General features: G+C 67.8%; 18 protein-coding genes. 11 read left to right on the forward strand and 7 right to left on the reverse strand.

Annotation, left to right across the window (positions count from 1 at the left end):
- Position 1: 1 nt before the first annotated feature.
- A complete protein-coding gene (locus tag AC5Y46_RS08850; protein ID WP_499945877.1) occupies positions 2-439 on the reverse strand; it encodes a Fur family transcriptional regulator in 438 nt (145 codons plus the stop codon).
- Positions 440-509: 70 nt separating this feature from the next.
- Positions 510-1,202 (reverse strand): DUF899 family protein, encoded by a 693-nt coding sequence (locus AC5Y46_RS08855; protein WP_499990749.1) that lies wholly within the window; start codon positions 1,200-1,202, stop codon positions 510-512.
- Between the two features lie 183 nt (positions 1,203-1,385).
- Between AC5Y46_RS08855 and AC5Y46_RS08860 the strand changes: the two genes are divergently transcribed.
- From AC5Y46_RS08860 to AC5Y46_RS08870, 3 genes are all read left to right on the forward strand, one after another.
- The gene (locus tag AC5Y46_RS08860) at positions 1,386-2,255 is read left to right on the forward strand and encodes a cyclopropane mycolic acid synthase family methyltransferase (RefSeq protein ID WP_499990750.1); all 870 of its coding nucleotides are present in this window, start codon (positions 1,386-1,388) and stop codon (positions 2,253-2,255) included.
- A gap of 95 nt (positions 2,256-2,350) precedes the next feature.
- Complete coding sequence (locus AC5Y46_RS08865; protein ID WP_499990752.1) at positions 2,351-2,629, forward strand: hypothetical protein; 279 nt, start codon at positions 2,351-2,353, stop codon at positions 2,627-2,629.
- A gap of 99 nt (positions 2,630-2,728) precedes the next feature.
- The gene (locus AC5Y46_RS08870; RefSeq protein ID WP_499990753.1) at positions 2,729-3,385 is read left to right on the forward strand and encodes a class I SAM-dependent methyltransferase; all 657 of its coding nucleotides are present in this window, start codon (positions 2,729-2,731) and stop codon (positions 3,383-3,385) included.
- Here AC5Y46_RS08870 and mmpH read toward each other — a convergent pair whose 3' ends face one another.
- Genes mmpH through manT form a run of 3 tightly spaced genes read right to left on the reverse strand, consistent with a single transcriptional unit; the run spans position 3,386 to position 6,442 of the window.
- On the reverse strand, positions 3,386-4,453 hold the full coding sequence (mmpH, locus tag AC5Y46_RS08875; protein ID WP_499990754.1) for an MMP endo-(1,4)-3-O-methyl-alpha-D-mannosidase: 1,068 nt from the start codon (positions 4,451-4,453) through the stop codon (positions 3,386-3,388).
- A gap of 10 nt (positions 4,454-4,463) precedes the next feature.
- A complete protein-coding gene (locus tag AC5Y46_RS08880; RefSeq protein ID WP_499990755.1) occupies positions 4,464-5,198 on the reverse strand; it encodes a class I SAM-dependent methyltransferase in 735 nt (244 codons plus the stop codon).
- Positions 5,192-6,442: an MMP alpha-(1->4)-mannosyltransferase gene (gene manT / locus AC5Y46_RS08885; protein ID WP_499990756.1), complete on the reverse strand. Its 1,251-nt coding sequence runs from the start codon at positions 6,440-6,442 to the stop codon at positions 5,192-5,194. Before manT ends, AC5Y46_RS08880 begins: the two co-directional genes overlap by 7 nt.
- 304 nt (positions 6,443-6,746) lie before the next feature.
- On the opposite strand from manT, the gene AC5Y46_RS08890 reads away from it, so the two are divergent.
- From AC5Y46_RS08890 to AC5Y46_RS08900, 3 genes are all read left to right on the forward strand, one after another.
- Positions 6,747-7,556: a 1-acyl-sn-glycerol-3-phosphate acyltransferase gene (locus AC5Y46_RS08890; protein WP_499990759.1), complete on the forward strand. Its 810-nt coding sequence runs from the start codon at positions 6,747-6,749 to the stop codon at positions 7,554-7,556.
- Position 7,557: 1 nt separating this feature from the next.
- A complete protein-coding gene (locus tag AC5Y46_RS08895) occupies positions 7,558-7,992 on the forward strand; it encodes a hypothetical protein (RefSeq protein WP_499945868.1) in 435 nt (144 codons plus the stop codon).
- Between the two features lie 204 nt (positions 7,993-8,196).
- Positions 8,197-9,585, forward strand: coding sequence for a PPE family protein, SVP subgroup (locus tag AC5Y46_RS08900; protein WP_499990761.1), 1,389 nt, complete (start codon positions 8,197-8,199; stop codon positions 9,583-9,585).
- Between the two features lie 16 nt (positions 9,586-9,601).
- Here the strand turns inward: AC5Y46_RS08900 and AC5Y46_RS08905 are convergent, their stop codons facing one another.
- On the reverse strand, positions 9,602-10,243 hold the full coding sequence (locus tag AC5Y46_RS08905) for a cutinase family protein (RefSeq protein ID WP_499945866.1): 642 nt from the start codon (positions 10,241-10,243) through the stop codon (positions 9,602-9,604).
- A gap of 121 nt (positions 10,244-10,364) precedes the next feature.
- On the opposite strand from AC5Y46_RS08905, the gene AC5Y46_RS08910 reads away from it, so the two are divergent.
- Both AC5Y46_RS08910 and hrpA read left to right on the forward strand, forming a co-directional pair.
- Positions 10,365-10,679, forward strand: a complete 315-nt coding sequence (locus AC5Y46_RS08910; protein ID WP_499945865.1) for a hypothetical protein — start codon at positions 10,365-10,367, stop codon at positions 10,677-10,679.
- Positions 10,680-10,707: 28 nt separating this feature from the next.
- Positions 10,708-14,601 (forward strand): ATP-dependent RNA helicase HrpA, encoded by a 3,894-nt coding sequence (gene hrpA, locus AC5Y46_RS08915; protein WP_499990763.1) that lies wholly within the window; start codon positions 10,708-10,710, stop codon positions 14,599-14,601.
- A gap of 17 nt (positions 14,602-14,618) precedes the next feature.
- On the opposite strand, the gene AC5Y46_RS08920 is transcribed toward hrpA, so the two are convergent.
- Positions 14,619-15,698: a YihY/virulence factor BrkB family protein gene (locus tag AC5Y46_RS08920; protein ID WP_499945863.1), complete on the reverse strand. Its 1,080-nt coding sequence runs from the start codon at positions 15,696-15,698 to the stop codon at positions 14,619-14,621.
- A 107-nt stretch (positions 15,699-15,805) separates the two neighbouring features.
- Here AC5Y46_RS08920 and zwf point away from each other — a divergent pair, with 107 nt between their 5' ends.
- The 3 genes from zwf to AC5Y46_RS08935 are packed head-to-tail and all read left to right on the forward strand — an operon-like array spanning position 15,806 to position 19,734.
- The gene (zwf, locus tag AC5Y46_RS08925; protein WP_499945862.1) at positions 15,806-17,317 is read left to right on the forward strand and encodes a glucose-6-phosphate dehydrogenase; all 1,512 of its coding nucleotides are present in this window, start codon (positions 15,806-15,808) and stop codon (positions 17,315-17,317) included.
- 3 nt (positions 17,318-17,320) lie between these two features.
- A complete protein-coding gene (locus AC5Y46_RS08930) occupies positions 17,321-18,460 on the forward strand; it encodes a M42 family metallopeptidase (RefSeq protein WP_499945861.1) in 1,140 nt (379 codons plus the stop codon).
- 38 nt (positions 18,461-18,498) lie between these two features.
- Positions 18,499-19,734 carry an osmoprotectant NAGGN system M42 family peptidase gene (locus tag AC5Y46_RS08935; protein WP_499945860.1) on the forward strand — a complete coding sequence of 412 codons (1,236 nt, stop codon included), beginning with the start codon at positions 18,499-18,501 and terminating at the stop codon, positions 19,732-19,734.
- Positions 19,735-19,739: the final 5 nt, after the last annotated feature.

The raw sequence follows: 19,739 nt of genomic DNA on the forward strand, positions 1-19,739 counted from the left end.
ATCAGGAATCACTCGAACAGTCGGGGCACAGGCCCCAATAGATGACTTCGGCCTCGTCGAGAACGAACCCATCCAAGACGTTGTCGTCGTCCGACGGAGTCAGGCAGGGAGCCTGACCGACCGCGCAATCGATGTCGGCGATCACCCCGCAGGATCGGCACACGACGTGGTGGTGGTTGTCGCCGACCCGGGACTCATACCGTGCCACCGAGCCGGACGGCTGGATTCGCCGGACCAGACCGACCGCGGTCAGCGCGTTCAGGACGTCATAGACGGCCTGACGGGACACGTCGGGCAGGCCCAGCCGTACGGCGGAGAAGATGGTGTCGGTGTCGGCGTGCGGATGTACCTGCACGGCTTCCAGCACTGCGATCCTTGGTCGTGTCACCCGCAGATCGGCCCGCCGCAATTGCTCGGCGTAATCCTGGGCTGAGGACACAGCGCACATATTTCGCGCTCGTCTGGATTCAGTCAAGACTTTGTTGAACCCAGTCCGGTAACCGGATTGCTTAATGCGGGGCGCCGTAAGCGCGGGCGATGTCGGGGGAGTCGAGCCAGCCGGAATAGGTGGGTCGGGACGGCCAGCCCGGCGGCGAGTCGAGCCATTCCTCCTGCCGGCCCCACGGCAGGATGTCGATCAGGCCGAACGAATGGCTGAGCTGCTCGGTGCCCCGGCCGGCCGTGTGCCAGGTGCGGTACACCGCGTCACCGTCGCGCAGGAACACATTCACCGCGAACCCGCCGCCGGCCGGTGCGTCCATGTCCGAGGAGAAGGTGCTGTCCGACGACGAGTACCACTCCATCCTGTTGCCGACCTTCGTCCGGTACGCCAGGGCCTCCTCGATGGTCCCGGTGGTGACGACGACGAACCGGGCGTCGTAGTTGTCCAGGAATTCCAATCGGGTGAATTGCGAGGTGAAGCCCGTGCAGCCGCCGCACTGCCAGTCCGCTCCCGGCGACCACATGTGGTGGTAGGTGATGAGCTGCGCGCGGCCGCCGAACACCTCGCTCAGACTGAGGGGACCATCGGCGCCGATCAGCGTGTAATCGGGCAGGGCGACCATCGGGAGCCGGCGGCGCTGGGCGGCGATCGCATCCAGTTCCCGGGTGGCGGCCTTCTCGCGTTTGCGAAGTTCATCCAGCTGAGCGCGCCAGGTCTGATGATCGGCGACAGGGGGTAGGGTCGGGGAGGAATGAGACATGAAATCCACCTTTGCTCGCGCACGTTGTCGATGTGTCCGTTGTGAACGTTATGACCCGCGGTGCGACCGAAACTCATCGCCGCACCGTTTGATCTGGGCTTTCCGGGGAACCCTGGGGTAGCCAACGGCGGGAATGCCGGGCTCCCCAGTGCCTCTGAAGCCGGAAAGGCATCTCCCCACCTCATGAACGAGCGATTGACGCCGCACTTCGACGACGTACAGGCCCATTACGACCTGTCGGACGAGTTCTTTGAACTGTTCCTCGACCCGACCCGGACCTACAGTTGCGCCTACTTCGAGCGCGACGACATGAGCCTGGAAGAGGCGCAGCTCGCCAAGATCGACCTGTCGCTGGGAAAGTTGGGTCTGCAGCCGGGCATGACGTTGCTGGATGTGGGCTGCGGGTGGGGCGCCACCATGCGCCGCGCGATCGAGAAGTACGACGTCAACGTCATCGGGCTGACCCTGTCCAAGAACCAGGCCGCGCACGTGCAGCAGACGTTCGACGAGCTGGACACCGAGCGCAGCCGGCGGGTGCTGCTGCAGGGCTGGGAAGAGTTCGACGAGCCCGTCGACCGCATCGTGTCGATCGGCGCGTTCGAGCACTTCGGCTACGACCGTTACGACGACTTCTTCGCGCTGGCCTACCAGGTCCTGCCCGCCGACGGCGTCATGCTGCTGCACTCGATCACCGTGCTGGATCAGGAGCAGCTCACCGCGAGTGGTCTGCCCATCACCATGGACACGGTCCGCTTCGCCAAGTTCATCCTCACCGAGATCTTCCCCGGCGGACGGCTACCCAGCACCAACATGGTGGCCACGCACGCCGGGAAGGCCGGCTTCGCCCTGACCCGCCAGCAGTCGCTGCAACAGCACTACGCCAAGACCCTCGACCTGTGGGGGGCCGCGCTGAAATCCCGGCGCGACGAAGCGATCGCCATTCAGTCCGAAGAGGTCTACGACCGCTACATGAAGTACCTCACCGGCTGCGCCGACAACTTCCGCGCGGGTTATATCGACGTCAACCAGTTCACGCTGGAAAAGCAGCCCTGACCCGGGCCACCCGCAGGCCGGGATCCCAAGGCGGCGTTTGGAATCAGGCACCGCGGTCTATAAATAGCAGCGACCCCGACTCTGAAAGGCCTTCGATGAAGCGCTTCGCCCCTCCCGCAGTCATCATCGCCGCGCTGATGCTCAGTGCTTGTTCGCCGTCAGAAGTGATCAACACCGGCGGCGACACCAAATGCAAGGACTTCGTCAGCCAGGACGAGAAGAAGCAGAGTGAGGAGGTCAGCAAGATGCTCAAGGACAAGAGCGGCACCGAACCGGCCTCACTGGAGATCACTGCCACCCGCCTCTCGGTGCAGACCTACTGTCAGACCGTCGGCAAGCCGGACAGCAAGATCTCCGAAGCGCCGCACGGCTGACCCCGGACTGCTGTCCAGCCGAGTCGCCCACGAGGACAAGCCAGCAAGGACCGACGACCACGGCGCCGGCGCTCGACGAGCGACCGATAGGTTGAGCCGATGAGCGATCACGACGCGACCGACCGGTTGTTCGCGCTGGCCGAGCAGGTGCGCGGCTTCATGCCCGGCGACGAGGGTCGCGCACTCTACGACGCCGCGCTGCGCTACCTCGACGGTGGCATCGGAGTCGAGATCGGCACCTACTGCGGCAAGTCCACCCTGCTGCTGGGTGCGGCGGCGCTCGAAACGGCCAGTGTGCTGTTCACCATCGACCATCACCACGGCTCCGAGGAGCACCAGGCCGGTTGGGAATACCACGACTCGTCACTGGTCGACGAGGTCACCGGACTGTTCGACACGCTGCCGACCTTCCGCCGCGCGCTGGACGCCGCCGGCCTCGACGACCACGTCGTCGCCGTCGTGGGCAAGTCCCCGCTCGTCGCGCGGGGATGGCGCACGCCCCTGCAGTTCCTGTTCATCGACGGCGGGCACACCGAGGCCGCCGCCGCCCGGGACTTCGAGGGCTGGGCGAAATGGGTGTCCGCCGGCGGCGCGCTGGTCATCCACGACGTGTTCCCCGATCCGGCAGACGGAGGCCGCGCTCCATACCAGATCTATTGCCGCGCACTGGATTCCGGTCAATTCAAGGAAGTGGCGGCGTTGGGTTCGCTGCGCGTGCTGGAACGCACCGGCGGTCAGGCCGGCGAGCAGGTCTGACTACCCGGTCGCCACGCACTCGCAGTCGAAGTCGGTCTGCAGGCCCGTCGGCAACGCGTCGCCGCGGAAGATCCCGCTACCCGGGGTGGTGTCCGACAGCGCGTCCGCGGCCAGGATCATGGCCGCTCCGGTCCACGTGGTCCGCTCCTCGGGCCAGCGCTTCCCGTCGGCGAACACCAGACCCGTCCAGTAAGAACCGTCACCCTCGCGCAGGTGCTGCATCGCCGCCAACTGCCGGTACGCCGCCGAACGGTGGCCGAGGGCGTCCAAAGCCATTACCAATTCGCATGTTTCGGCTCCGGTGACCCAGGGCCGGTCCGACACGCACCGAATACCCAGGCCGCTCACCACGAATTCGTCCCAGCGCTGCTTGATCCGGACGGCGGCCGCCGGGCCACGCAACGCGCTACCGAGGATGGGGTAGTACCAGTCCATCGAGTACCGGTCCTTCTCGGTGAACGCCTCGGGGTGCGCGATGATGGCATGCCCCAACCGGCCCGCTGCCAGTTCCCATTCCGGTTGCGGCTCGCCGATGAAGGCGGCCAGCGCCAACGCGCAGCGGATGCTGTGATAGATGCTCGCGCAACCGGTCAGCAGCGCCTCCGGCACCGGCCCGACTTCGCTTCGGGCCCAGCAGATCTCGCCGTAGCCGATCTGCAGGTCGATGACGAAGTCGATTGCTTTGTGCACCACCGGCCACATCGTCGCGGCGAACGCTTCGTCGCCGGTGACCAGCACGTGATGCCATACGCCGGTGGCGATGTAGGCGCAGAAGTTGCTGTCGCTGTTGGCGTCCTCGACGACACCCGAGCGCAACTGAATCGGCCAGGAACCGTCGGGCCGCTGCGTCCGCCGACACCACTCGTAGGCGGCCCGCGCCGGTTCCAGCAGTCCGGCCGCGGTGAGGGCCATCGCGTTTTCCACGTGATCCCACGGATCGGTGTGGCCGCCGGCGAACCAGGGGATGGCCCCAGACGGCTCCTGGGCGGCCGCGATCGACACCGCGGTCTGCCGGCACTGCTCAGGGGTGAGGATGCCGGCCACGGCCGGCGCGTTATCGCGAAGCAACTTCAACACCTCACGCTGCGTTGGTTTTTACCGGCCGCGACTTGCTGAAGTACATGGCCACGCTCTTACCGACGAACGGGTTGAGCACCGTCTCGGTCAGCTGGGTCAACTTGGGCCGCTGCATCAGATCCCACACCAGGAGTTTGTGGTAAGCGGTCACCGCGGGGTGCTGCGTATTCGACACGCCCACAGCGCATTTGAGCCACCAGAACGGCGAGTGCAGGGCGTGCGCGTGGTGTGCGTGGGTCAATTCCAGTCCGCGGCCGACGATTTTGTCCCGCAGCGCGCTGGCCCGGTAGATGCGGACGTGGCCGCCTTCGTTGCTGTGGTACTCCTCGGACAGCAACCAGCACACCCGCTCGGGAAGCCAGCGTGGCACGCTGACCGCCAGTGTGCCACCGACTTTGAGCACCCGGATCAGTTCGGTGATGGCGGCATCGTCGTGGGGTATGTGCTCCAGGATCTCCGAGGCGATGACGCAGTCGAAGGTTCCGTCGGCATAGGGCAGATGCAGCGCATCGCCGCGAACCACCTTGGCAGTGGCCGATTCCGGTACCTCGCCGCTTTCGCCCATCGCGCGCAGGATGGCGTCCACGTCGCGCAGGTCGGACTCGTTCTGGTCGAAGGCGACGACGTCAGCCCCGCGCCGATACGCTTCGAAGGCGTGCCGCCCCGCCCCGCAGCCCACGTCGATGACCGTCGTGCCGGGACCGATGTCCAGCCGGTCGAAGTCAACCGTCAGCATCGCGTACGGCCCTCAGCGGCGCGGTCGATCGCGCGCTCATAGACGCGCACGGTCTGGGCTGCCACCGCCTCCCAGCTGAACACGCCGACCGCGCGCGCCCGGCCCGCCTGGCCCAGGCTGCGCCGCTTTTCCGGTGAGTCGAGCAGCTTGCCCAGCGCGTGGGTGAGGGCGTCGACGTCGGCGGGTGCCACCAGCTCGGCACACGCGCCGTCGGTCCCCAGCACCTCTGGCAGCGCACCCACCCGGCTGGCCACGATCGGGGTTCCGCTGGCCATCGCTTCCACCGCGGGCAGCGAAAACCCTTCGTAGAGCGAGGGAATGCAAGCCACCTCGGCCGAGGCGAACAAAGCTGCGAGGTCCGCATCGGACAGGCCGCTGGCGATGTGGACGATGTCGGAGATACCCAACTCCGCAATCAGCTTGTGGGTGGGGCCGTTGGTCTCCACCTTCGCGACCAGCCGCAGTTCCAGGTCGCGGTTCACCCGCAACTTGGCGACCGCGTGCAACAGCGTGCTGACGCCCTTGAGCGGAGTGTCGGCACTCGCGATCGCCATCACCCGGCCGGGTTGTCGCGGCGCCGAAACCGGTTTGAACAGATCGGTATTGACGCCCAACGGCACCACGTGCAGTTGATCCGGGGAGACCCCGAAGTCGGTGACGATGTCCTGCGCCGACGAGGACGACACCGTCAGCAGGTCCGGGATCTGGGCCGCCACCTGCTTCTGCATGGTGGAGAACCCATACCAGCGGTGCACCAACGGCTTTCGCCACCATTTCGCGGCAGCCAGATCCAGTACCCGGTCCCGGGTGATGGGATGGTGCACGGTGGCCACCACCGGCGTTCCGCCGGCGGCGATGCTGAGCAAGCCGGTGCCCAGACTCTGGTTGTCGTGGACGACGTCGAACTCACCGGCCCGCTCGGCCAGGAGCCGGGCCACCCGCATGGTGAACGTGCGCGGCTCGGGGAAGCCGGCGGTCCACATGGTGGCGAGTTCCAGCAGGTCGATCGAGTCCCGGATCTCGCTCGGGCGCGGCACCCGGAACGGATCGGGTTCGCGGTACAGATCCAGGCTGGGGACCTTCGTCAGGCGGACCCGCGGATCGAGCAACTCCGGATAGGGCTGACCGGAGAACACCTCGACGTCGTGTCCGAGATCGACCAGACCGCGGCTGAGATGCCGCACGTAGACACCCTGCCCGCCGCAGTGATCCTTGCTCCGGTAGGACAACAGCGCGATTCGCATACTCAACCCTTTACCGTCGCCGAACCACCGGGGAAGGGCACCCGTCGGTTTGCAGTCAACGCACCCGCCCGCGCGACAGCAAACTGGACATGTGTCCAGATGATAGTTCGGTCACCTAATCGACGCAAACGCTGCCCCCCACTCGAAGACCTGGACCAGCCGCGCGGCCGCTCCCGTCTCAAGCTACGACACCGGCTACGGCGGGTGCGAACGCAGACCCCGCCCCTCGATCCGCGCCCCTGCGACGGACCGACGAACGCCCCAATGCGATTGGATCGCGCCGGATCGGTTTAATCTCATCGAGATGATGCGGCCTCGTCTCCCGAAGGAACTCCGTCACCGCGACCCGGAGTTCATCCGTGCCGTGCTGCCCCCGTTGTGGCTGGCGTCGACTGTCTGGTTCCGGGCCGAGGTGTGCGGTTTCGAGAACGTGCCCGACGAGCCGGTGCTGTTCGTGTGCAATCACAGCGGCGGGGGCGCCACACCGGACACGTTCATCTTCCTGCTCGCCTACAACACCTACTTCACCGTCGAAGGCCGTCCGCTGTACGCGCTGGCGCACGACACCGTCACCGCCGCGCCCGGTATCGGCAGGGTGACCCGCAAACTCGGCGTCGTTCCGGCTGCGCACTCCTTCGCCGAGCGCGTCTTCGAATGCGGCGGCTCGGCGCTGGTCTATCCGGGTGGCGACGTCGAGGCGCTGCGGCCGTGGCGCGACCGGAACAAGATCGTCTTCTCCGGCCGCAAGGGCTTCCTGCGCCTGGCGCATCAGAGCAACGTCAAGATCGTTCCGGTCGTGGCCACCGGCGGTCATGACACGTTGATCGTGCTGAACGACGGCCGGCGCACCGCGCAACTGCTGCGGCTGGACAAACTCGCCCGGGTGAAGAGCATGCCGATGACGTTGAGTATCCCGTGGGGCCTGTCACCGCTGCCGCTGCCACACTTCCCGCTGCCGGCCAAGATCCGGATGCAGGTACTCGAGCCCATCGACGTGCGGGCCCGGTTCGGTGACGAACCCGACTGGGACCAGGCGTCGGCCTACGTCACCAGCGTCATGCAGGTCGGGTTGTCCAAACTGGCCAGCAAAACCGTCGTCCCGCTGGTTCGGTGAGATGACGCAGACAGTCAGCGTGACACGCCACATCAACTGCCCGTTCGCGGACACCGCCGGCTTCGTCACCGACCCGCACTGCCTGTTCGACGCGGTGTCGGTCTTCAGCCGCTGCCGGTTCATCCACGCCCGCGACGACGGCGAGCTGTGGGATGTCTATTTGGACAGCGGCACCATTCAACTCGGCGGACGCGTGCTCATCGCGACCCCGACGGGCAGCCTGCTGAAGTGGCGTTCGGTGCAGGGCACCCGGCACTCGTTCGCGGCGCTGGCCGAACCCGACGGTGACCGCAGCCGTCTCACGCTGACTCTGACGTTCACCACCACCGGCCTCGGGATCGCGCGGCTCAGCGAATGGGTCGGGCGCGGCCTGGTGTCGCGGAACCTCGACGCGGCAGTCGAGGAGATCCGTCACTACCTCGAGTTCGAGCGGTAATAGCCTCCGACCTGTGACGATGCCCACGTCGGTGGGGACGTGAGCGGATTCCACGCACTGCGCATATATGTGCTTTATTGGTAGCGGCTGTGCGAACGACAGGCAATATCACTGGGCCTGGCTCGCCACGACGAAGTGATCTCGGGCCGGTGCGTCGGCGTTCGGGATGTTGCAGCCGATTGCACCCGACCGGGAGGGAACGTTATGGACTTCGCGTTGGTGCCGCCGGAAATCATTTCGACGCTGATGTATGCCGGACCCGGCTCGGGGTCGATGCTCAGCGCCGCCACGGCGTGGGAGGAATTGGCCGCCAACCTGTACTCGACGGCGAGTGCGTACGAATCGGTGATCACGACGCTGACCTCCGGACCCTGGGTAGGGCCGGCGTCGGCGTCGATGTCGAGTGCGGCCGCCCCCTACGTCGCGTGGCTGCAGGTCACAGCGCAGCAGGCCGAGCAGACGGCCGACCAGGCCGCCGCTGCCGCTGTCGCCTACGAAACCGCCTTCGCCGCGACGGTGCCGCCGCCGGTCGTCGCGGCCAACCGCAGCCTGTTGGCGACGCTGATTGCGACGAACTTCTTCGGGCAGAATCTGCCGGCGATCGCCTCGACCGAGGCTCAGTACGCCGAGATGTGGGCGCAAGACACCGGGACCATGCTCGCGTACGCACTCGCCTCTGCCACCGCCACCACGCTGACGCCGTTCCAAGAGCCCGAGTCGAGCACCAATCCGGGTGGGCTGTCGGCGCAGGCCGGTGCGGTCGCGCAGGCCAACGGCACCGCTGCCGGTGATGCGCAAAGCGCCGTTTCCTCGGCCGTTTCTTCGGCGCAGCAAACGTTGTCCGCGGTCCCGAACGCGCTGACCGGATTGGCCGGCCCGGCCGCCGTCACCGATCCACTAGCGTCCGGCCTGTCGCCGCTGCAGATCCTGGATCTGTTGGGCGACTTCAGCGGCATCTTCCTCGATCCGGAGATCGGTACCGCGGGAGTGACGCTCGACGGAATCCTCGCCGGCGCGGCCCTGCCCTACGACATCGACGGGTATTACGTCGGTCTGCACACCGACGACATCGTCAGCGGCTGGGCCAGGCTACCGGCCTACTCGGGTCCCGTGCCGCTGCCGCCGGCGGCCGGGTCCACCGTGTCGGCCGGCCTGGGCGAAGCCGCCACGGTCGGGGGGCTGTCGGTACCTGCGGGTTGGACGACGGCCGCGCCGGCCATCCGCATGACTACCTTGGCAGTGCCGGCCGCCGCTGCCGCCGCCGAAGGCGTGGCCGGCAGCGCCGGAAACCTGTTCAGCCAGATGGCACTTGCGGGCCTGGCCGGACGCGCGGTGGCCGGCACCACCGGTTCGGGCGGCGGCGCCGGGACACGCACCCGCGAGCAACTCGGCGGTGTGACCAAGCGGCCGGCAAAACCCGATGCGGAGGCGGCGACGGCCGGCAAGGAGCCCGTCGCTGCGCCGCCGGTACCGGCCGGCGGACCGATCACCAGCATCGCCGCCGAATTGCGGGAGCTGGCGTCGCTGCGCGACGCGGGAATCCTCACCGAGCAGGAGTTCACCGAGCAGAAGCGGCGCCTGCTGGCCCAGTGAGGTCCTGGCCGGGCCGCTACTTCACCCGGTTCGCGGCGAAGGTCGCGGCCTGGTTCGTCATGCCGTTCTCGATGTAGGAGACGTGCGCGATGATGTTTCCCCCTCCGGTGCAGATCGGGTCATCGGTGGCGCACAAGCTGATCAGCTTGCCGCTGTAGGCGGGGTTGATCGTCGGCAGCGGGCCACCCCACAACGCGCTGGAGAATCCACTGGACGGTTCGCCGAAGTAGGCGACCGCGGCCACCCGGTTGGCCGCCGCGGGCGGCAGCTGATTGGTGGCCAGATTGATCACGGTCGCGCCCTGCGAGTAGCCACCCAGCACGATCTTGGTGTTCGGGCAGCTGTCCACGGTGCCCTGGACGTGGGCGCTGGCGTCGTCGGCGCCGGCCGGGGCGCTGCCGTGGTAGTCGTCGCTGGCCGGGTAGTTGACCGGGTAGACCTCGACGGAACGCCCGGCGATCTGCGAGGTGAGTGAGTCGACGAAGGCCTGGCCCACGTTGCCGAGGCCGGGTTCCTGGTGGGTACCCCGGGCGTAGACGACCGAGACGTCGGCGCACGGGTCGGCGGCGGCGGTCGGAGCGGCGCTGGGCACGCTGAGCACCGCCCACGTCGCCATGGCGAAGACACCGGAGATCCGTGCGAGGCTGCGTGCAGTCATATCCAGATCCTGGCATACCGGCCGTAGCGCGTTCGTCGGCGGCCTGCGAGTTTGGGATCTGGCCGCATCGGGAACGAATCCGGCATCTGGTCACCTGAACAGCGCGGATACGAGGTGTGCAATGTGGACAGTTTTCAGCCGTCTGGTCGCCGTCGCCGCCATGGTGGTAGCGCCCTGGGCGATCGTGACATTCGTATCGCCCGCGGTCAGCTCGGCCCAGTGCGCCAACGGTGAATGGTGGGATCCCACCGGCAAGGTCTGCCGGCCGCTCGGGGTGGGACCGCAGCCGCTGGCGTGCGCGGCCGGCGAGTGGTGGGATCCGACGGCCAACGTGTGCCGGCCGCTCGGGGTGGGACCGCAGCCGCTCGCGTGCGCGGACGGCGAATGGTGGGACCCGGGGGCCAACGTGTGCCGGCCCGTGCAGCCGGCCGGATAGGCGAGCCTGACGGCCTATCCTCTGCGGAGTGGCCGACCCGACCCCCGCGGAGCTACGCAGCCGCCTCGACGAGCTGACGATCCGCGACGCCGCGCGCCTGCGCAAACGGCTGCGTACCGTGCGCGGCGGCAAGCCGGAGCAACTGCAACGGTTCGCCACCCAGGTCACCGCAGCCGAAGCGCTGATCGCCGCCCGGCGTGCCGCCGTTCCCGCCATCACCTACCCCGACCTGCCCGTCTGCGATCGGCGCCGGGACATCGCCGAGGCGATCAGTCGGCACCAGGTGGTGATCGTGGCCGGCGAAACCGGTTCGGGCAAAACCACCCAACTGCCGAAGATCTGCCTGGAGCTCGGCCGCGGCGTCCAGGGGACCATCGGTCACACTCAGCCGCGGCGGCTGGCCGCCCGCACCGTCGCCCAGCGCATCGCCGACGAGCTGAATACCCCGATCGGCGACGTGGTGGGCTTCAGCGTGCGATTCACCGACCAGGTCAGCGACCGCACCCTGGTCAAACTCATGACCGACGGCATCCTGCTCGCCGAGATCCAGCGCGACCGTCGCCTGCTGCGCTACGACACCTTGATCCTCGACGAGGCCCACGAGCGCAGCCTGAACGTCGACTTTCTGCTCGGGTATCTGCGCGAGTTGTTGCCCCGGCGGCCTGACCTGAAGGTGATCGTGACGTCGGCGACCATCGAGCCGCAGCGATTCGCCGCGCACTTCGGGGGCGCACCGATCGTCGAGGTGTCGGGACGCAGCTACCCGGTCGAGATTCGATACCGACCGTTGGAGCTACCGGTTCCCATTGCCGCCGAGGAGGATCCGGACGATCCCGATCACGAGGTCGTGCGTTCCGAGACCCGTGACGAGGTGGAGGCGATCGTCGACGCCGTGCACGAACTGGGCGCTGAACCGGCCGGGGACGTTCTGGTGTTCCTGTCCGGCGAGCGCGAAATCCGGGACACCGCCGAGGCTTTGCGAGAGCTTCGGCACACCGAGGTGCTGCCGCTGTATGCCCGGCTGCCCACCGCCGAACAGCAGAAGGTGTTCGCGCCGCACACCGGCCGTCGGGTCGTGCTGGCCACGAACGTCGCGGAGACCTCGTTGACGGTGCCGGGGATCCGTTACGTCGTCGACCCGGGCAACGCCCGCATCTCGCGCTACAGCCGCCGGCTGAAAGTGCAGCGGTTGCCGATCGAGCCGATCTCGCAGGCCTCCGCGGCGCAACGCGCGGGCCGGTGCGGTCGGGTGGCGCCCGGCGTGTGCATCCGCCTCTACTCCGAGCCGGATTTCGAGGCCCGGCCCCGCTACACCGAGCCGGAGATACTGCGCACCAACCTCGCCGCGGTGCTGCTACAGATGGCGGCCCTGCAGCTCGGCGATGTCGAGAACTTCCCGTTTCTCGACCCACCGGATCGGCGCAGCGTCCGCGACGGCGTGCAGCTGCTGCAGGAGCTGGGTGCCTTCGATCAGCAGGGCGCGATCACCGACTTGGGCCGGCGGCTGGCGCGGCTGCCCGTCGACCCGCGGCTGGGCCGGATGATTCTGCAGGCCGACACCGAGGGGTGCCTGCGGGAGGTGCTGGTGCTGGCCGCGGCGCTGACCATTCCCGATCCGCGGGAACGACCCGCCGACCGCGAGGAGGCCGCCCGCCAGAAACACGCCCGGTTCGCCGACGAGCATTCGGACTTCCTGGCCTACCTCAACCTGTGGAGCTATCTCGGCGAGCAACGAAAGTCTTTGTCCGGCAATGGGTTCCGACGGATGTGCCGGGACGAGTTTTTGCATTACCTGCGGATCCGGGAATGGCAGGATCTCGTCGGGCAGCTGCGCAGCATCGCCCGTGACCTGGGTATCACCGAATCCGACGAGCCCGCCGACCCCGGCCGGATCCATGCGGCGCTGCTGTCCGGGTTGCTCTCGCATGTGGGGATGCGCCGGGAGGACGGACGCGAGTACCTGGGCGCGCGCAATGCCCGGTTCGTCCTGGCGCCCGGCTCGGTGCTCAGCAGGCGGCCACCGCGCTGGGTGGTGGTGGCCGAGCTGGTCGAGACCAGTCGCCTCTACGGGCGGATCGCCGCGCGCGTCCAACCCGAGATCGTGGAACGGGTCGCGGGGGAGTTGGTGCAGCGCACCTACAGCGAGCCGCACTGGGACGCCACGCGCGGGGAGGTGCTGGCCTACGAGCGGGTGACGCTCTACGGCCTGCCGCTCATCGCGCGCCGCCGTGTCGGGTACGCCCGGGTCGAGCCGGCGGTGGCCCGGGAGCTGTTCATCCGGCACGCACTGGTCGAGGGGGACTGGCGCACCCGCCACCGCTTCTTCACCGACAATGCTCGGCTGCGGGCCGAACTCGAGGAGTTGGAGGCACGCGCCCGGCGCCGCGACCTGCTGGTCGGCGACGAGGAGGTCTACGCCCTGTATGACGCCCGCATCCCCGCCGACGTCGTCTCGACCCGGCACTTCGACGGGTGGTGGAAGAAGCAGCGCCACCGCACCCCGGACCTGCTCACCTTCACCCGCGACGAACTGCTGCGCAGCAACGACGACGTCGACCGGCCGGACACCTGGCGCACCGGCGATGCCATCTTGCCCTTGACGTACCGGTTCGAGCCCGGCGCCGCCGACGACGGCGTCACGGTGCACGTGCCCATCGACGTATTGGCGCGCCTGGGCGGCGACGAGTTCGCCTGGCAGGTACCGGCGTTGCGTGAGGAACTCGTCACCGCCCTGATCCGCTCACTGCCAAAAGATCTGCGGCGCAACTTTGTTCCGGCGCCCGACACGGCGCGTGCGGTGCTCGCCCACATCGACCCCGTCGGCGAGCCGCTGCTGGTCGCGCTGCAGCGCGAATTGCGCCGCCGCACCGGGGTTTTGGTGCCGGTGGACGCCTTCGACCTGGATGCGCTGCCGGCGCACCTGCGGGTGACGTTCGCCGTCGAGGCCGCCGACGGCACCGAGGTGGCCCGCGGCAAGGATCTGCCGGCGCTGCAGGACGAGTTGGCGGCGCCCGCCCGGCAAGCCGTCGCCCACGCCGTGGCCGGCGACCTGGAACGGACCGGGCTACGCACCTGGCCCGACGACCTGGATGAACTGCCCCGGGTGGTCGAGCGCACTGTCGACGGTCGGACCGTACGTGGCTATCCCGCCTTCGTCGACGCCGGCACCGCCGTCGATCTGCGGGTTTTCGCAACGGCCGGCGAGCAGCATTCCGCGCTGGCCGCCGGCCTGCGTCGGCTGTTGCGACTCAGCGCGCCGTCGCCGGCCAAAACCGTTGAGCGGCAATTGGATCCGCGGACCAGGTTGGCGCTGGGCAGCAATCCCGACGGTTCGCTGCGCGCGTTGCTCGACGACTGCGCCGACGCCGCGACGGACACGCTGTGCAAGCAGCCGGTCTGGACGCGCGACGAATTCGCGGCGCTGCGCGATCGGCTGGCGCAGACCCTGCCCGCCGCGACCCTGGACGTCGTGCGGCGGGTGGAGCAGGTGTTGGCTGCCGCGCGGGAGGTCGAGCTGCTGTTGCCCGCACACCCGCCGTCGGCTCAGGCCGAGGCGATCTCCGATGTGCGAACGCAGCTCGATCGGCTGCTGTCGCCGGGATTCGTCACGGCCACCGGGGTCGAACACCTCGACGATCTGACCCGCTACCTGACCGCGATCGGGCGCCGCCTGGACAGGTTGCCGCACGCCATCCAGGCCGACCGGGAACGGATGCAACGGGTGCACACCGTGCAGAGGGCCTACCAGGATCTGCTGCGGGAACTGCCACCGGCCCGGGCCCGGGGAGCCGACGTCGGCGACATCGCCCGCCAGATCGAGGAATTGCGGGTGAGCCTGTGGGCTCAGCAGCTCGGCACCCCGCGACCGGTCAGCGAACAGCGCATCCTGCGGGCGATCGACAGCGTGCGCGATCGGCTCTGACGCCGGTGCCGAGCCCGCTACTCGCGTCGGCCCCGGGTGTGGCGCAACCAGCGACCGCGCTTGATGTCCTTCTCCTCGGTGGCTTCGTTCTTCTCCACGACGCGGGTGTCTTTGGGGGGCAACTGAAGTTCCCGCTCGGCCGGGATGCCGGCCTGCAGCTCTCGTCCCCGCTCGAGTTCGGCGTCGAGCTCGGCGCCGAACAACAGCGCGACGTTGGTGATGTACAGCCACAGCAGGAACACGATGACACCACCCAGCGCCCCGTAGGTTTTGTTGTAGCTGCCGAAATTGGTGACGTAGAAGCCGAAGCCGACTGAGGCGATCGCCCACGCCACGATCGCGACCGCCGCGCCGATGCTCACCCAGCGAAACTTCGGCTGCTGCACGTTAGGACTGACGTAGTACAGGATCGCCACCGCCAGCGAGACGCACACCAGGATCAGCGGCCACTTGGCGACCGTCCAGGCGGTCTGTGCCGCCTCACCCAAGCCGATCGCGTCGCCGACGGCGTCGGTGACCGGTCCGCTGACCACCAGCATCAACGCCACCGCGGCGACCAGCGCGACGCCGGCCAGGGTGAGCCCGGCCTGCAGCGGGCGCAGCTTCCAGATGGGCCGTCCCTCGGCCACCTCGTAGATGCGGTTCATCGCCCGCCCGAACGCGCCGACGTAACCCGAGGCCGTCCACAGCGCCGCCAGCGTGCTGACGATCAGCGCGAACCCGGCCGACGGGTTGTCCACGATCTGCTGGACCGGCTCGCGCAGCATGTCGACCGCGGAGGCCGGCACGAGGCCGGCGGCCGCGTCGAGCAGCGCGTTGGTGGTACTGCGGCCCTGCCCGAACACACCGAGCAGCGAAACCATCACCAGCAGTGCCGGAAACAGCGAGAGCACCGCGTAGTACGTCAGCGCCGCGGCCAGGTCGGTGCATTGGTCGTCGACGAATTCGTGCGCCGTCTTTCGTAGCACGTACAACCACGACGCCTGGGTGAGGTCGTGCGGAGATTCCGGCTTGCTGGGGTCGTCGGGATCGGGTGCCCGGTTCTTCTCCTCGGTGCGCTCGGAGCCCATCTCGGGGTCGGTTTCGGTGTGGGCCATACTCGTTCGTTCCCCGCAGCCGCTGGATCCACACCGCCGAAATCTCGATGAGATTGATCTGGCGGGGATGGGTGCGTACACGGCGCAGCGATGGAAGTATCGCCAGAGTGGCCACCAAGAAACCGCAGACGATCTCCTATCCGGCGCCGGGGTCCCGCCCGCGCCGCAACGACTCCGACCCGCTCGAGCCCCATGTCATCGTCCTGTTCGGTGCGACCGGGGATCTGGCGAAGCGCAAATTACTGTCCGGCCTGGCCTACCTGGATCAGTCCGAGCTCGCGCCCGACATCCACATCATCGCGACGTCACTGGAAGACCTCACCGACGACGAGTTCCGGGAGCTCGCCAAGGAAGCAATCGACAACTACGGCACCCACAAGCTGACCGACGAGCAGTGGGAGGACTTCTCCAAGATCCTCACCTACGTCCCGCAAGACGCCGGACCGGAGGCGTTGGCAGCCGCCGTCGCGAAAGCCGAAAAGGAACTCGGACCGAACACCCGACGGCTGCACTACCTGTCCGTGCCGCCCAAGGCCGCCCGCCCCGTGATAACGATGCTGCGCGACGCCGATCTGGTCGAGCGCTCGCGGGTGGTGATGGAGAAACCGTTCGGAACCGACCTGGCCAGCGCGGTCTCCCTCAACGACTTCCTGCACGAAACGTTCAAGGAATCGCAGATTTTCCGTATCGACCACTTCCTGGGCAAGGAAGCCGCGCAGAACATCCTGGCGTTCCGGTTCGCCAACGGGCTGTTCGAACCGATCTGGAACCGCAACTTCATCGACCACATCCAAATCGATATCCCCGAAGAACTCGGACTCGACCAGCGGGCCAATTTCTACGAGCAAACCGGCGCCTACAAAGACATGGTCGTCACTCACCTGTTCCAGGTGATGGCGTTCGTGGTGATGGAGCCACCGACGGCGCTCGAGCCACGCGCCATCAGCGAAGAGAAGAACAAGGTGTTCCGCTCGATGCTGCCGGTCAACACGTCCCATGTGGTGCGCGGTCAATACGCCGGCTACCGCAAAGAGGACGGAGTGGCCAAGGATTCCGACACCGAGACGTTCATCGCGCTGAAGGTAGGCATCGACAACTGGCGTTGGGCCGGCGTACCGATCTATCTGCGGACCGGCAAGAAAATGGCCGAAGGCATCCGCGTCATCTCGGTCGCGTTCAAAGAGGCACCGCGGACCATGTTCCCACCCGGATCGGGCGTAGGCACCCAGGGCCCCGACCACCTGACCTTCGACCTCGCCGACAACTCGAAGGTCTCGCTGTCCTTCTACGGGAAGCGGCCGGGCCCGGGAATGAAGCTCGACAAGATGTCGATGCAATTCTCCACCCAGGAGATCGACGCCGTCGCCGACGTGCTCGAAGCGTACGAGAGGTTGATCCTCGACGCGATGCGTGGCGACCACACGCTGTTCAACACCGCCGAGGGCATCGAGTCGTTGTGGGAGCGTTCCCAGGATCTCCTCGACGACCCGCCGCCGGTCAAGATGTACCAGCCGGGGACGTGGGGCCCCAACGCCATCCACCAGTTGATCGCGCCGAATGCGTGGCGGCTGCCATTCGAGCGGGAATGGCGCGAGAAGAAATCCGCGCAGGGGGACTAGGCCGTGCACCCCGACAGCGACTCGACCGACGACCTCCTGCAGGAACTGTTGTGGACGTACGGGCCATGCGGTCAGGAAGACGAAGTGCGGGCGGTCTGTGCCCGCGAACTGCGCCCGTTCGTCGACGACATGTGGACCGACGCCGCCGGCAATCTGATCGGTTACATCGCCGCCGGGGATGATCCCGACGGCGACGCCCTGGCCCAGGGCCGTCACCGCTGGAACCCGGCGACCGGACCGGGATCCGGGACGAAAGTCATGGCGCACATGGACGAACTGTCCATGCTGGTCAAGCGCGTCGAGTCGGACGGCACGCTGCATCTGACGCAGTTGGGGACGATGTATCCGGGCAATTTCGGTCTCGGACCGGTTGCCGTGCTCGGCGACCGGGAGACGTTCACCGCGGTGCTCACCCTGGGCTCCGAGCACACCACCAAGGAAAGCCAGCGCATCTGGGAGACCAAACCCGACCAGGGTGATCGGGCACTGGACTGGCAACACGTCTACGTCTTCACCGGACGCAGCCAGCAGGAGCTCGAGGAGGCCGGGGTGCACCCGGGGACCCGCATCTGCGTGGACCGGACCAAGCGGACGCTGGTCGAACTCGGCGACTACATCGGCTGCTATTTCCTCGACGATCGCGCCGCGATCACCGCGTTGCTGCGCGCGGCGCGGCTCCTTCATGCCGCCGGGCGGCGGCCGGCCGAGGACGCCTACCTGGTGTTCACCACCAACGAAGAAATCGGCGGCGTGGGCGGCTCCTACGCCAGTGCTTCGCTGCCCGGCACGCTCGCCCTCGCCCTGGAAGTCGGCCCCACCGAGCAGGAGTACGGGACCAGCGTCGCCGGCGGCCCGATCGTCGGCTACAACGATGCGCTGTGCGTCTACGACAAAGACGTCGCCGACCGGCTGATGAAGATCGCCGCCGAGCAGGGACTCGAGCCCCAGGCCGCGGCCCTCGGCGCCTTCGAATCCGACGCCTCCCACGCCAAGGCCAACGGCCTGACGCCGCGCGCGGGCCTGCTGTGCCTGCCCACGTTGAGCACGCACGGTTTCGAAGTCATCGCGCGCAACGCGATCGACGCGATGGCGGCGATCGTCGTCGAGTTCCTCACCGAACAGCATCCCGAGGCCACCCGCTAGGTTGAACACGAGTCCGAACAACCTGGAAGGGAGGCGGCGTGGGCCAAGAAGCGGCCATGTCGGAAGCCGATCGCGCCTGGATGATCGATACGCTGCTGGCGCTTTTGCAGACACCGAGCCCGGCGGGCCGTACCGACGCGGTGATGCAGTTGATCGGTGACACTCTCGACGAATTCGGCGTGCCCTTCTCGCTGACCCGCCGCGGGGCGCTGACCGCCGAACTCGCAGGAAAGTCCAAGACCACCGACCGGGCGTTGGTGGTGCACGCCGACACCATCGGCTGCATGGTGCGCGACCTCAAGGACAACGGCCGCCTCGAGCTGGTCCCGGTGGGCACCTTCTCGGCACGGTTCGCCGCCGGCGCCCGAGTGCGTATCTTCATCGACGATCCCGACGAGTTCATCACCGGCACGGTGATGCCGCTCAAGGCGAGTGGGCACGCCTTCGGCGACGAGATCGACACCCAGCCCACCGACTGGGAGCACGTCGAGGTCCGCATCGACCGCAAGGTGTCCTCGCGGGAAGACCTGGTCCGTCTCGGCCTGAACGTCGGCGACTTCGTCGCGTTGATCGCCAGCCCAGAGCTCACCGCCGACGGCTTCATCGTGTCCCGGCACCTGGACGGCAAAGCGGGCGTGGCGGTGGCGCTCGCGCTGGCCAAGAACTTCGCCGAGAACAAGCTGGTGCTGCCGCACCGGACCACGATCATGGTCACCATCACCGAGGAAGTCGGGCACGGCGCCAGCCACGGGTTGCCCGCCGACGTCGCCGAGCTGATCTCTGTGGACAACGCGGTGTGCGCGCCCGGCCAGCACTCCCGCGAGGACGGGGTGACCATCCCGATGGCCGACATGCACGGCCCGTTCGACTATCACCTGACGCGCAAGCTGTGCCGGCTCGCCGAGCGATGCGAGATACCGTTCGCGCGGGATGTGTTCCGCTACTACCGGTCCGACGCCGCCGCGGCGATCGAGGCGGGTGCGGGCACCCGGGCCGCGCTGGTCGGCTTCGGACTGGACGGCAGCCACGGCTGGGAACGCACCCACATGGACTCCTTGGAAGCCGTGTACAACCTGCTGCACGCCTGGCTGCAGACGCCGTTGACGTTCGCGCGTTGGGACGCCAAGCCGTCGGGCAAGTTGCGTGACTTTCCGTCGTCGAACCAGCCGGCGCCGAGTGAGCAGTGGGTGCCGCTGTCGCGCGGGGAGCACGCCGAACCCGGTGACGCATCGCCGGGCACGCACTGGCCACCTTCAGTGGGTCCGCAGGCGTGAGGTCC

Source organism: Mycobacterium sp. NGS59, assembly GCF_059812345.1.